This window comes from Micromonospora sp. CNB394 (assembly GCF_000374985.1).
Lineage (GTDB): Bacteria > Actinomycetota > Actinomycetes > Mycobacteriales > Micromonosporaceae > Micromonospora > Micromonospora marina.
Window position 1 is genome coordinate 1 of the sequence record NZ_KB895870.1, and the last position, 13461, is coordinate 13461.

A 13461-nucleotide genomic window follows, 5' to 3' on the forward strand; every position below is an offset into this window, starting at 1 on the left:
TTCACCACATCCGCAAGCTCAAAGACCTCCAGCCACCCGACCCGCACCAACCCCGATGGGCCAAGATCATGGCGAACCGGCGGCGCAAGACCCTCGTGGTCTGCGCCGCATGCCACGACCACATCCATACCGGGAATCCAACCGACCCACTCACGCAGTAGTCACTGGAGAGCCGGATGATCGGGAAACCATCAAGTCCGGTTCGGCGGGAGGCCACACGGAAAAGGGCCAGCTCACGCTGGCACCTCGCCGCGTGGCCGACCCAACCGCCTGGCACAACGCCTTCAACCGGCTACAACGCTGCTACGAACGCAAAGAAGACGTGGTCAACGCCTACTTCGACCTCGCCGACGCCGTCATCACCATCCGTAGCCTCATCCGTCAGGCGTGGATCTTGTACCGGTGGGACACCCGCCCCACCCGCCGACCATGAAACCCACCTATCTGCGCGACCTCTTAGCCTGCCGAGGTGGGGGCGGGGTGTGCCGTCCTGGATCTGAGGCACCGGCTGCTGCCCCGTTGGCCGGCCGTGAGAATGCGGCCGAGCCGTGGGGCCGTCCGTGGCGGGCGTGGCTCGCGTCCATCGCTGTGGGGATGCTCCCGTGGGGCGGTTTTTCACGCGCCGAGAGGCGTGGACGGGCCGGAGAGGAGCTGGCGGTGCACCTGGCGTTCCACCGTACCGGCCCGGGTGCTGAGCAGCGCATGCCGTGTTCCAGTCGGAGACGAGGAACTACCGTTGTTGCTGGGCTCGATCGAGGATCGCCCAGAGCGTCGCGCGTTTCCACTTGCGGCGGTGGCGGCCTTTCGGGCCGGCGGTGTCTTCGTCTGCCCGGCGAAGCACCTCGTCGGGTAGGGCGGTCGGGTGGTTGTATCCCAGCACGCGTGCGGCTTCGGCGGCGCCGACGAGTTCGTCGGGATCGCCGGAGCGGTCCGGGTGGCCCTGGGGAGTTGCCCGGGGGCGGCCGGTGTGGGAGGCGCCTTTACCGGTGCGGCTGTCGGCGATCTCCCACACGGTGCGGCGCTTCCATCGGCGGCGCTTGCGGCCGGTGGGGGTAAGGGATTCGTCGTCGACGCGTTCCAGCAGGAGCGGCCAGATGCGGTTGCGACCTTGCAGGGAGTCGACGCTGCGGTAGCCGAGGATGCGGGCGACGGTGGCGGTGGGGACGAGTTCGTCGGGGTCGCCGGTGCGGTCCACGGCGTCGCTGGCGGCGCGTCGGGCCTTGTCCCGGGGGAGTTGGAAGGCGGCAATGTCATCGGCACGCCATTCGGTGCCGTTGACGCGGTCGGGGAAGCCGTTGGTGGCCCGTTCGCTGTAGAGCCGGTCCAGGTGGCTGACGGAGATGCCGAGCATCGCTGCGGCCTGGGTGCGGCCGACGTGGGCGCTGCCATGAGCATCGCGGGTGGGCATGCGCCGATGATGCCGTATCGGTTGACGCGGCGACCGTAGGGGATGGGCGAGCCGCTCGATACTGGTGGTGATCATGCTTTCACCGCTTGCCTGGCCGATGTGTGGTGTGTCGTAGGATGGGTGCAAGGTGCTCGGCGTATGGGTCTTTGGGGGCCCGTGTGGCGTCGGCGCTAGGCGGCCGGGGGGAGTTCGCCAAACTAACCCCCCGGCCGCTGCCTTGCCCATACGCGGTCAGGGCAGTAGCCGGGGCGGCGTTGACGGTGCCTGCAGTTGATCTCATCGGGCCCGCGGAGGGCGGGTGCTGACGCGAAGGTAGTAGCGGGCGGCTCGGGCGAGTAGCCCGTACTGCGTGTCCCAGTGCGCGATGACCCGGCCGCTCGGCAGGTGCCGCGCTGCGTACTCTCGTCGTCGTGCGTCCCATCCGCCGGCACACACGGGTGCCGCCTCGGGGATCAGCTCCCAGCGTTCGCCTTGGGCCGAGGTGGCGTGAGCGTGGCGCTCGCGGGTTAGCGACCACCGGTCGTTGTCGGCGGTGAGGATCAGTCCGTGGTCGACGCCGTCGCGGAACAGGTGCTGGCGGCCCGCGCAGTCGCGGATCAACACCACGTCTGCCTGCGCGTCGAGTGTCTGGGGCCGCGTTGCGTGGCACTGCCAGTGACCGCACAGCGGCAGGTGCCGTGCCGCCGCGTGCTTGGCATCGGTAAGGACGGTGGATGGCATGGCTGACTCGTTGGGGTTGGCGTGTGGCTCTGGGGAAGGCTCGCCGCCTCACCAGATATATTGTTACTATACCATTTTACGTGGGTGTTGTCCAGGCTGGAGTGGTTCGCAGAGGCGGAGCTGGCAGGCTGACGCGGCTGGTTGCGAGCGCAGCGAGCGGCCGGGGCGGCCGGTGTCCGCGGGAGCAACGGTCTGGACCAGTGCGGGCCGAGGTCGCAACTCTGGGTTCGGAACCAGCCGAGGCGTTCGCGTGCTGCGGAGCGCCGGGTCGTGATGGGCGAGATCGTGTAGATCTCAGCCGTAGCTATGCTTTCCGTGACAGCGTGGCACAGGGCCTGTAGAGGTCGCGATTAGCGGTAGGTCGGGGTGGGCAGCTACCAAGGGATCCCACCCACCTCGCCGGATAAACGGCGAAGCCGATCGCCGCTACCGATCTTCGATACCAAGCCGCCTCTGGGCCGCCGCCACGAACGCGGTCAACGCGGCCATCCGCTCCTGCGCCGTGTCGGCGTCCCGGTATTCGTTAAGCAGCGAGTGGTGCCTCACGGCCAGCAGCGGCGCCGCCTGGCTGTGCAGCGCACGGGAGTACAGCCGGAGCCGTCAGACTGCATTCTCCAAGTTGGCATCGGCTTCGGTTCGCTGGCGCAACTGATCCTGCCGCACGGCTTCATGCAGGTCCAGTGGATGGCTCGCGTCTCGGGACATGATTAAGTCGTCGATGACATGCCTGGCCCCCCGGTCGTGCCGGAACCGGCGGGTCTCGGCGGTGAGGAAGTCCTCCACAGCCGTACGAAGGTGCTCGTCTTGGGATGCGGTCTTCCGATCTCTCGCCTCGGCGCGAAGCCGTTGCCAAGCCGTCTGGGCGTTGATGCGCGCGGTCGCGACGGCGGCAACCAGACCGGACGCGAGGATAGAAGACCAGTTCATGCCGGGACCGTATCTGTCGGCTGCCGGTACCAGCCTATAGCGCTGCCGTCCTGGCGGCTCTGCGTGCTCGACGGCCTGGTCCACGCGCTGTCCAGTTCGTCAGCGGGCAGGTGAACCTCGCCGGTTCGCGTTGTCTCCGGAAGCCGCCTCGTCTCGAATCGCCGACGGTGAGGGCCAGCCATTGGACGTTACGGGTACTCCGATGAACTGTCGTTGCAGAGCCGACTACGGTGCAGGCGGTCTGCCTCATCCTGCCCGACCTATGAGAATGGGCGGCCAGGCTGAGGCGACCGGGCCACAGCCAGGTGTGTTGTAAGGAGATTGGCATGGAGGTGACGGCGACCTTTGAGCTGCCGGTGCACATCTGGGTGATGTGCGACGCGCTCGATGCGACGTGTCCGACTGGCTATGGTGAGCTCCGGTTCAATGTCGTGATGCCCGACGGCCGGCCGCCCGTCGGTGGGCCTCCTCCCGTGCCTGGCGTCGAGTCGCGGTCTGACGTCGGTGAGCAGGTCGTCTGGGTGCAGGAGTACAGCGCCTTCATTCCCGAGTCGCTTCGGCCAGCCACCGCGCTGCATCGCGTGGTTGTGACCGACGTCGAGGGCCCGAGCTACGACCACATGTCGTGGTTTACTCCTGAGCATCAGCTCGCTGAATACATCAACAAGTGGTTCGACGACGTGCGTACCTGGACTGAGATCCTGACTGGCCAGGACCTCGACCCCAATCACCGTGTCTACGACGCAGAGTCGGTCGGCGAAGGGCTGAGATTCATCGAACCACCTCACGATGGCGCATTAGACGTCAAGTTCACTACACCTCGCGTCCGTCCACTGCGCGCGCAGGAGTGGGCTGCCATTCTCGGGTTCGTCCGTGACGGCTTGGAGCCGCCGCTGGAGGAGGTGCTCAGCCGTGATGCGCGGGCTGCGCAGCGGCGCGGTGCTAATCGGCGCGCGATTATCGACGCAGCCATCGCTCTTGAGATTGCTCTCGGCCGGCACGTCCGCAGCCACAGAGACCAACTGCCCGAAGGGCTGCAAAGACGCATCGGCGAGCGGACAGCTCTCGGCGGCTACATCGCGATCGTTGAGGACTCGGGTCTTCAGGTCGCTGTTCCGGTCGACCGGTTGCGGTGGCTGAATACCCTTCGCAACGACGCTGTGCATCGTGGTGCGGCACCAGGCGATTGGGATGTCGGTAGTGCGGTGCAGGTGATGATCGATTTTCTTGGCGCTCACGGACTAATCCGTAGGACGGGCGAACGGGAGCCTGACGGCGGGGAGTGGGTGCTGCGGTCCTGAGAGCGATGGTGTCGATGATGCCCAGCTTGTCGAGGAGGGATTGGAAGCCGACCGCGACTTGTCGTTGAGTCGAGTGTGAGACATGTGCGACGAAGTCAGGCTGATTTGGCATGGCCGCCGCATCTCGATGTTCCCTGCAAGGGCGAATTGGTGGGCGATAGAGGCGGTCGGTGTGGCCTTGTAGCGGTCAGGCTTAGGCCGGATCTGTCGCGCTGCTGGGCGCGGTGTGGCGCCAGTGGCGGCGCCATTCGTCGGATCTTCGATGGGTGTCGGTGGTTGAGGTCATGGCTGGTGTCCGGTGGTGAGGCGGTGGCGCAGTTCGGCTAGGGGGAGCCGGTGGCGTTGTCGTTGGCGTTGTTCGGTGAGGATTGTGACGTCGCCGAGTTGGTTGCGTAGCTGATTTTCGGCTTCTTCGGCGGCGGCGTAGTGCTCGGGGAGGACGTGGAGCAGCCGCGCCCAATGCTGTTTGCCGGCGCGGACGCATGCTCCGCCGCAGTTGTTGTGTGGTAGGCCGAGGTTATAGAGCCGCGGTGGGCGCAGCCCGAGTTGTCGGGCCAGTCCAACTGTTCCTGCTTGCTGACGTGCGGTGGGTCGAGCATGGGGAACCGGGTGGTCCAGGGGCGCCAGCCGGTGGCGATGGCGGGGGCGCGGCTGTGGTCGCGGGATGTGGCGTCGAGGCCGATGTACAGGGAGGTGGATGCGGGGTCGGCGTGGGCGTCGAGCCATCGTCGGCATGGCCGGATCTTCAGCGTGACGGTGCAGGGCGCGATGCGGCTGTTGCCGAAGTAGTGGACGTCGTGGAAGAGCTGCCAGGGAGTGCGGCCGTCGGCGACGCGGGTGATGGGCTCCGCTTCGGCGTCGGCGGTGGATCTTGATGGGGTGGGTGTTCGTCGTGCCTCTCCGGGCGGACGGAGGGTGAGTGGCGAGCCGGGGGAGGCGAGGGGGCGGCGCGTGAGCGCCCCTCGTCCGGAGCCGGGCGCTCGATGCGCCCTGATCCGGGCACCGCGCGCGGGCGAGCGGTGATGGCTGGCTGGTAGGTGGTCGAGGACGGCGGTCGTCGTCGCTGTTTGGCTATTGCTCGTCGGAGGGCTGGTGGTCTTCGTCGGGCGGTGGGGGCCTGGAGGCGAGATTCGGGCGTGCTTGGGGTGTAGGGGGATGTCGGCGTACGAGTTGCAGTGCAGAGCCGCGTACGCCACCGAGTACACAGCAGCCATCGACATCCGCGAGCACAGCACAGAACTGCCGGTCGAACCGATCCCAGGACACAGGAACCATTGACTACACAGGGTGACGTTGGCCAGTCTCCGGCGGTGCCCGGATCTGGCCGAGATCAGTGCGTGCGTCGGGTCAGTCGACCCGCCAACCGGCCGGGTCGACACCGCCGGGCACCAGCGCCGCCGGGCCGTAGGGCTGCCGTGTGAAGACGAAGGTGCCGAGATCAAGGTGGCTCACCGCGCCCGCGGCGTCGAGTTCCACCCGCAGTCGCTCGCCGGCGAAGTAGCCGTTGATCCCCTTCCACCCGCCGTCGCCGGTGGGGCGCAGCCGGGTGGCGCGCCCGCCCCCGGACAACGGGACCAACTCCATGAAGCCATCGGCCAGCGGGCGCAGCACGTAGGGGGCCGGCCCCCGATACCACAGGCCGGTGAGGTCCAGTAGCTGCGGGTCGAGCGCGGGTAGCGGGCGCCACGGCGCCGGGATCCGCGGCTCCCGCTCGGCGACCGTCTGCAGCAGATCAGCGGCGAGAGCGCTGGCGGCGAGGCCGGCGGTCACGTTACCCATCACGACCGCGCCCAGACCGTCATCGGCGCTGACCCATACGGTCGCGACAAAGCCCGGCATCGAGCCGGTGTGGCCCGCCAACAACCGACCATCCCGGCGCAGCAGCTGCATGCCGAGCCCGTACCCGCTGTCCCAGCTTTTCGCTTCCGGCGGACTCGCCGGGGCGCGCATCTCCTCGACGGTGTCCGATTGCAGCACCCGTTCATCGCCGTCGATGAGGAATGCGGCGAACCTGGCCAGGTCCGTCGCGGTCGACCACAGCTGCCCGGCGGGCGCCATCAGGCCGGTGTCCACGGCGGGCTCCGCCAGCAGCACATCGGCCCAGGGATGCACCGCCCAGCCCGTGGCGTGCGGCGCGACCGGCAGCAAGGTGGTACGGGTCATCCCGAGCGGCTCCAATACCTCGCGCCGCAGCACCTCGCCCCACGCCTCGCCGCGAATTCGCTCCACCAGCGCGCCGAGCAGCGCGTAACCGGGATTGGAGTAGTGATGGCGCTGTCCGGCCGGATGCACCTGCACATCGCTGCCGAGCACGTCGCCCAAGCCGGGTCGCAGCGCGCCCGGGGTTCGTTCCCACCACGGACCGGGCGCCTCAGCGACCAGTCCGGCGGTGTGCGCCAGCAGGGCACCGACCGTGGCTTGGCCCGCCACCATGCCGGGCAGGTGCTCGGCCAGCGGGTCGGTAAGGGCGAGTCGCCCCTCATCGCGCAGGCGCAGCACCAGCGTCGCCACGAATGTCTTGGTGATCGAGCCGATCCGGTACTGGATGTCGCCGTCCGGCGGGCTACCGTCCACACTTCCCCACCCGCCCATCCACACAGGATGGCCATAGCGCACCACGGCGGCGACGACCGACGGTGCGCGCCCCTCGACCTGACCAGTGGCCAGCCGGTGGACCAGCGCACGTCGGGTGTCGGGTAGCAGGTCCGTCTGGATCGGCGACATGCGGGCAAACCTACCGGGTCGTCGCGCGGCCCGGAGCGCACCCAGGCGTCCGGATCTGCCGCTGTTCGGGCGCCAGCGCCGCCCCCGATTACGCACGGTCAGTAGCGGATGCGCTTCGTCGAGCCAGCCGTTGTCGCAGCGTCCGGAGCGCTTCGCGTCCTCGACCTCTGCACATTTGGCGTACCCGACTCTGCACCGCAATCCGTACGCCGACAGGGGATGCCGGTCGGGGGCCTGGTGTGGCCCCCGACCGGCTGGATCAGGCGGCGAGACGGCTTTCGGGCTCGGACCCGGCGGGTTCGTCGGTGTTGTCCGAGGTGCCGGGCGTCCCCTCGTCCGGTCGGGGCTCGGTCTTGTTGTCGGCGGTGTCGGTGTCGAGTCCGGACAGTGGCTCGTCGGGCTTCGGGGCGGTGATGACGGTCAGGTCGGCGCGCTGCTTGGCGCGGTTGGCGACGGCGTCGATGATGAGCTGTTCGACGTCGCCGACCTGGAAGCCGTTGCAGACGCACCACTGCAACCACTTGGCGACCGCCGGGTCGGGTGCCCGCCAGGAGGATCGGGTGATGGCGCTTTCGTTGGCGGCGGCGATGGCGGCGAGCGAGATGACCGAGTACCGGCCGTCGCTGACACCGCGTGCGGGGACGCGCTTGGTGCCGGGCCGCTTGGTCTTGCCCGGCGACAGGAGTTCGTCGAGCATCTTCCGGCCGCCGTTGATCCAGGTCGAGAGGGTGTAGCCGGAGTCGGCCAGCATCTCCGCGATCAGTTTCGCCGTGCCCTTCGGCGGGGTCTTGGCGGTCAGGAACGTCGTCAGCCATTCACGGCGGACCGTGTTGGCGACCTCCATGGCCTTGTTGTTCTCGATGACCAGTCGCCGTTCGGCCTTCTCCTGCTCCGTCATGGAGCCGCCGCGAGTGGGGGTCACGGCGTAGGAGGGCAGGGCGTGGCCGTGCGCGCGCCAGTCGGTGCAGTAGTAGGTTTCGGTCAGCCGGTCGTCGTGGGTGAGGAACAGCCGCACGGCGTGTCCGGGGCAGCCGCTGTGCCCTTCGGCGTCGAGGCGGTCGCCCTCGGCGTCGCGTAGGTCGCTGACCTCCTTGACCTTGGGGTGGTTGTACCCGGGGTGCTCGGACAGCAGCGCGACCCCGGCGTCGGCAAGCTCGGCGCGTCGGGCGGCCTCTGCTGCGATCGCGGCGCGCGTGCCGCGATACTGCTCGACGGCACGGGCGAAGGCGAACGGCCCGTTCTCGGCCTCGTCCAGCAGCATTTCGACGCATTCGGGTTCGTCGGCGAACTCGGCGAGCACCGCGACCTGGGTGAGGTCGAGCCCGAGGGTCTGCGTGCGCTCGGCGGAGCGCTTGTCCAGGGTGGCGAATTGCCGCCCGGCCCTGATCTGTTCCGGCTGGTAGCCGGTGCGCCGGGCGATGTCGTCGTCATTCATGCCGTCGAGGGCGAGTTGCTGGATGCCTCGGGCCTGCTGGGCTGCGGTGAGTTCGGTGCGGTGGACCTGCCGGAGCATGCTGATGAGCTGTTCCCGGTTGGCGGCCAGGTCGTCACGGATGATGACCTGGATCCACTTCTGCTTTGCCTCGACGGCGGACCAGTAGCGCTGCTCGCCGTCAATGATGAGGTACGGGCCTTCGTCGCCGAGCCCGAGCGGCGTGACGATGAGTGGCGAGAGGAGGCCGCGAACGCCGTCCTGGTGCAGGTTCTGCACGATGCCGGGCAGAGCCTGCGCGTCGTCGCGGGCGTTGTTGGCATTCGGCTTGATGTTCTTGACTTCGACCATGCGGTGCCGACCGGGCAGCTCGGGCATGTCCTGGGCGTCGTCGGTGGCCTGAGCGTCGGCGTCGGTGTCGGTCGTGACTGCCTCGGCGGCCTCGCGGAGGTTGGTGGCTTCCGGGGAGTCGTCGGGGGAATCGCTGTCGATCTGCGGTGCGGGTGCGGTTTCCGTAAGCACGGTTCGTGTTCCCTTCGGATTGTGGGTGTTGGTTGTCCGGGGCGTGTCTGGGGTTGCCGTCCAGAGCGCTCCGGTGGTTCGTGGGGCCGCTGTCGATAGCGGTAGCGGCGGGCTTCGCGCGCATCGCTGTGGAGTTGTCAAGGAACGGTGCTCGATCAGTTAGGCGGCGGTGGCGACAGCGGTGAGGTGTGGCCGGTTGGGCGGTGACGGCATGGTGCAGTCGGTGCAGGTTCCGCCGTTCCACCGGTGGGGGTTGGCACCGTCGCCTGCCGGGCAGGGCAGGCGCTGGAGGTCAGCGAGGTGTGCGCGGTTGAGGCAGACGGGGCAGAGACCCCAATTGGCGGTTGGCGGGCCGGAGATCGGGGTGTCGCAGTGCGCGCAGCGGCAGCCAGCCTGCCGGAGGGCTTGACCGATGACGTCCGCCGTGGCGATTGCGCGGCGGGCGTCGGCGGCGAGGCCCTTCCATGCGGCGGTCTTCTGCAGGCGCTGCCAGTCCTCGTCGCTCAGGGCGGGACGGGGCAGGGTGGCGGGGTCGTCGGCCTGGGCGTGTAGGTATGCCTCGACCTCTGCGCGGCCGAACAGGGGGCCGGTCCATTGGAAGGTGCGGGCGAGTACGGATACGAGGTGTCGTGCGTCGGGCTCCGCGAGGTGTCGCGGCAGTGATACGCCGTGAGGCAGCCCGATGAACATGGACATGGTTGCTCCATCGATCGAAGGGGATCGGCATGAGACGGCACGTGAGGATCGAGCGCGCCTGGCGGGGCATCGGCGAGGTCTTGCCGGTTCGGGCCGCTGCGGGTCGGGTGCCGCTGGTGGCGGCACCCGGCCAGCGGTCAGAGCGTGGCAGCGATCTCCATGGCGCGGATGCCGACGTTTTCCATGTCGAACGCGGTGTCGGGGTCGCTGAAGGTCTGCGCGGCGCTGGTGACTGCGTGCAGCATGCCCCCGGCGGTGCGGTCCCCGCCGTCGATGAAGTGGTTGAGGATCAGGCGCTGCTGGTCCTCGGTGAAGCGAAGTCGCTGCCCGACGACTCGGATGGTGTGGTCGGGGTCGGGAATGCGGCGGCCCGCCTTCTCTTCGATCTCCTCGATCTTCCGGCGGACGTAGCGGACGTCGAGGAAGCGGCGTACGGCGTCGCGGGCCTGCTTGCCGATGAGGCTGAGATTCGCCTCGTGGGTGTCGTTGCTCCACCGGATTGTGCCCTCGTCCATCTTCGCGCCGAGGTGCACCGCGCGCAGGGCATCCTTGGTGATGGTGACGCCGTTGTCGCAGACCTGAACGACGATGCGCGGGATGAGGGTGAATGCGCCCGAGCCGGTTTCGCTGTTGGTGAAGACGAGCCCGGCGAAGACAACCGGGTTGTCCGCGCCGGTCGCTCCGGTGAAGGGGCTGCGGTAGTTGCGCAGCAGAGTCGGAGCGAGGGTCTTGATGGCCTCGGAGTGAACCCGGACGACCATGCGCCGTTCACTCAGGTCGCAGGCAAGGTGCACCCGCAGCCCGGACTCACGGATTCCGGACAGCACGGACATCAGAACGTCGAGGTGGTCGATGATTTTGTATCCGTCGCTGAGGAAGGCGCGCAGAATGCCGCTGCCGTTGCCGTCAGACAGGCAGCGGGCAAGGTATCGCTTGCCGTGCTGAAGGTCGAGCCAGCCGTTGACGTTGGCGTCATAGAGGTGCAGGGCCTGAGTGCGGGTTTTGCGCAGGTAGCCAGTGGGGATGCCCAGCTTCTCGCCGAGCCCGTTATCACCGATTTCGGTGGGCAGGTACAGCCCGTCGGAGGTGGTGACCCCGGTGTCGGTGAGGACCGGCTCTGCGCCGGTGATGCGCAGGTTACCGGCTTCGGCTCGCAACATTCCCGTTCCGGCGACGATGTCGAGTTTGTGCCCCTGCTGCTGATTGAGGATGGCGGTCAGGTCCGCCAGCGAGGCGTTCCGAGCAGTCAGAGGAATAGCGTTGATCGTGTCACTCACGATGATTCCTTCGGTTGGGTTGTTGGCTATTCGGTCGGGGGTTGCCGCCCCTCCCTCATGTATTTAATAGTACATGACACACCTTTGAATGTCTAGTCGGATAGCTCAATCTTTGGGCGCTGGCGACAAGTGGTCCGACCTTGATCCAGGTTCATCTCCGTCACGGCAGGTGATGCGCAAGTGACCGGGAGTTAGCTCGGTCGTTCCGTGTTGCCGAGTGCAGCGCGGTCCGCGCATATTCCTGCGGCTCGGAGATTCTTCCCGGCGGCCTGATCTGCGATCGACCATTTTTTGTGGTGGGGGGCAAGCTGGTGTGTGGCTTTCCCCCCACCACAAAAAATGGTTGCCCTCGGGCAGGTTGCTGGGAAGAATCGGACGCTGCTCTGTTCCTTCCCGGAGCCTGCCTCGCCGGCGAGGCGCCGCGGTTCAGCGGCGGGACGCTGACCGGGCCGGAGGCCATCGGCCGCAGGCCGATTTTCAGCTGGCGGAAGCGAGAACGCGCCCGTAGCGGACGGGGCTGCGACGGACGATCACCGTTGGCTCGTCAAGCAGCCGGGGCCGCGGACCGGCGATGGGCGGGCCCCCGGGAGCTGCGGCTGTCACTCGCACTGCGCGTGCTCCCGATCGCCCGTGCCTCTTTTGTTGATCCACTCCTGCACGCGACGGCGTTTCCAGTAACGAACCATGCCCGGCCCGGCCGCCGGTTCCTCATGATCGAAGAAGGGGAGGTAGCCGTCCTCGTGGCGACGCCATGCCATTCGGCTGAGGTCGACGTACCTATCCCATGCGCCTTGGCTGACCTCTAGGATCTTTCGAAACTCGGTGGCGGAGATCAGTTCATCCGGATCGCCGGCGAGGTCCACGTGATGGACGCGTGCTCTGGCGGACTCGACGATCTGCGGCAAGAGGACGTCGCGGACGCGCTTCAACTCTTCGAGGGGAAACCATGACTTCTTGTCTAGCTTGACCGGCGCGGGCCAGCCCGAGCCCTGTCGTCGTTGCTTGGGCGAGGTCTTGAGCCGAACTGTCGCCTCGGATCGACGAGTGAACTCAGCCGCCCCGGCGATGTCGGTGTGCGGCTGGCCACCGATGCTCCGGATATCCATGGCTGTCCCTGTGCGCGACTGACCGGCGGTTGAAACGACCGGGGGACTTCATCCGTGGACGAAGTGGCAACCCCCCGGTCGCCTGAAACAACCAACAATCCCCGCCCCACGTCGCGGACGCCGTGAGGCCGAAGAGATTCTGATGCTAGCAGCCGGCTGTGTGGCTGCCGGGTCACTGGGCTCCGACATCGTCGGCGCCGCTCAGGGCAACTACATCAGGGCGTGACCGCTCGCGTGGCCTTCGCCGGCCGTATCGGCGGGGCAGCGGACGGGCGAAGGTTGGACTACCGTTGATGGAATGGTGCTGCTCGTTCCCCCGTGCGAGCAGCACCGCCTTCGCTCGGCCTGACTGCCTAGGCGGGCTCACGGTTGGTCATCGGCGGATGTACGCCTGCACCGCTACAGTGGTGGTTGCCGACACGGGCTTGTCCCGGGTCGGGCTTCTGGATGGTGGCCGGGGCTTGCCGCCACTCGTTCTGCGGGTGGATTGCCCCGGCCATCGCTATGTGACCGCCGGAGGGGCCGTGCAGACGTGGACCGTGGACGGCGTGACGGTCACCAACCGTGCCGGGGCCGCCGAGCGTACGGGCCTGTCGGTCAATAGGTGGCCGAGTACGCCTCGCCGTACGGCCGGGCCCGTTACGGCTGGCCGGATCCGCTGCCGGTGCGGGTGGACGGCCAGGAGGTGTACGCCTTGGCCGACCTCGACGCGTTCACGGCCGAGCGGGGCCGCCCGGGTCGGCCGCCGCTCGCGCAGGTCGAGAAGGAACCGACCGGCGGTGACTTCGGTGTCGACGCCGACAGCAGCGTCAGCCAGGACGCGTTGATCGGTGTTGGCGCGTTCGCCCGGATGCTCGGCCTGCAGCCGGACACTGTCAAGGGCTACGCGCAGGACTCACGGGACGCCTGGGACCGTGGCGAGGACGGTTACCTGCTGCGGCCCGACGAGATCAGGGTCGGGCCGCAGCGCACGACCTATCGGTGGCGGCAGTCCAGGACGAGCGCGTATGCGGCGGCGAGGCCGCGGCGCACGGGCGGTCGCACGGCGGGTCCGCGTCCTACCGCCGCGGATGTGCAGCAGGTCATCGACGCCGCCGGGCCGGGGCGCCGGCCGACGGTGCGGGCAATCGCTGCGGCGCTGTCGGAGCGGTTCGGTGAGGTCAGCCGTCAGGTCGTGCAGCGCCGGCTGCGTGAGCTGCCGGCCCGGCCGACCGACGAGGACTGAGTCAGCTCGGAGCCTCGCCGGCCGGCGATCTACCTGTCGAACAGCGTGAGCTGGGCCGGGTTAGCTTTCCGTGGGCGGCTGCCGCGCTTTGGCCGGGTTGGGTGCTGCGGCTGGGCAGGCGGG

11 protein-coding genes and 1 pseudogene are annotated in these 13461 nt (G+C 68.1%); 4 read left to right on the forward strand and 8 right to left on the reverse strand.

The features are described 5' to 3' along the window. Nucleotides 1–8 precede the first annotated feature (8 nt). Complete coding sequence (locus C569_RS35135) at nucleotides 9–161, forward strand: hypothetical protein (RefSeq protein WP_369754140.1); 153 nt, start codon at nucleotides 9–11, stop codon at nucleotides 159–161. A gap of 42 nt (nucleotides 162–203) precedes the next feature. Next, nucleotides 204–433: pseudogene (locus C569_RS0127850) on the forward strand (IS5/IS1182 family transposase); the annotation flags it as partial. A gap of 297 nt (nucleotides 434–730) precedes the next feature. Here the strand turns inward: C569_RS0127850 and C569_RS31855 are convergent. The 3 genes from C569_RS31855 to C569_RS0127870 all read right to left on the reverse strand — a co-directional run bounded on the left by C569_RS31855 (nucleotide 731) and on the right by C569_RS0127870 (nucleotide 3055). Beyond that, nucleotides 731–1483: a hypothetical protein gene (locus C569_RS31855; RefSeq protein WP_155945641.1), complete on the reverse strand. Its 753-nt coding sequence runs from the start codon at nucleotides 1481–1483 to the stop codon at nucleotides 731–733. 201 nt (nucleotides 1484–1684) lie between these two features. Next, a complete protein-coding gene (locus tag C569_RS31265) occupies nucleotides 1685–2128 on the reverse strand; it encodes a hypothetical protein (RefSeq protein WP_036347212.1) in 444 nt (147 codons plus the stop codon). 600 nt (nucleotides 2129–2728) lie between these two features. Next, nucleotides 2729–3055 carry a hypothetical protein gene (locus C569_RS0127870; protein ID WP_018789006.1) on the reverse strand — a complete coding sequence of 109 codons (327 nt, stop codon included), beginning with the start codon at nucleotides 3053–3055 and terminating at the stop codon, nucleotides 2729–2731. Between the two features lie 326 nt (nucleotides 3056–3381). On the opposite strand from C569_RS0127870, the gene C569_RS0127875 reads away from it, so the two are divergent. Next, on the forward strand, nucleotides 3382–4356 hold the full coding sequence (locus tag C569_RS0127875; RefSeq protein ID WP_018789007.1) for a hypothetical protein: 975 nt from the start codon (nucleotides 3382–3384) through the stop codon (nucleotides 4354–4356). A gap of 1347 nt (nucleotides 4357–5703) precedes the next feature. On the opposite strand, the gene C569_RS0127885 is transcribed toward C569_RS0127875, so the two are convergent. The 5 genes from C569_RS0127885 to C569_RS0127905 form a co-directional block, all read right to left on the reverse strand. Continuing rightward, complete coding sequence (locus tag C569_RS0127885; protein WP_018789009.1) at nucleotides 5704–7080, reverse strand: serine hydrolase; 1377 nt, start codon at nucleotides 7078–7080, stop codon at nucleotides 5704–5706. Between the two features lie 259 nt (nucleotides 7081–7339). Then, the gene (locus C569_RS0127890; RefSeq protein ID WP_018789010.1) at nucleotides 7340–9034 is read right to left on the reverse strand and encodes a ParB/RepB/Spo0J family partition protein; all 1695 of its coding nucleotides are present in this window, start codon (nucleotides 9032–9034) and stop codon (nucleotides 7340–7342) included. A 159-nt stretch (nucleotides 9035–9193) separates the two neighbouring features. Next, a complete protein-coding gene (locus tag C569_RS0127895) occupies nucleotides 9194–9730 on the reverse strand; it encodes a hypothetical protein (protein ID WP_018789011.1) in 537 nt (178 codons plus the stop codon). Between the two features lie 137 nt (nucleotides 9731–9867). Further along, the gene (locus tag C569_RS0127900; RefSeq protein ID WP_026268742.1) at nucleotides 9868–11007 is read right to left on the reverse strand and encodes a hypothetical protein; all 1140 of its coding nucleotides are present in this window, start codon (nucleotides 11005–11007) and stop codon (nucleotides 9868–9870) included. 599 nt (nucleotides 11008–11606) lie between these two features. Then, nucleotides 11607–12113, reverse strand: a complete 507-nt coding sequence (locus C569_RS0127905) for a hypothetical protein (RefSeq protein WP_018789013.1) — start codon at nucleotides 12111–12113, stop codon at nucleotides 11607–11609. A 604-nt stretch (nucleotides 12114–12717) separates the two neighbouring features. Between C569_RS0127905 and C569_RS0127910 the strand changes: the two genes are divergently transcribed. Further along, nucleotides 12718–13338 (forward strand): hypothetical protein, encoded by a 621-nt coding sequence (locus tag C569_RS0127910; RefSeq protein WP_018789014.1) that lies wholly within the window; start codon nucleotides 12718–12720, stop codon nucleotides 13336–13338. Nucleotides 13339–13461: the final 123 nt, after the last annotated feature.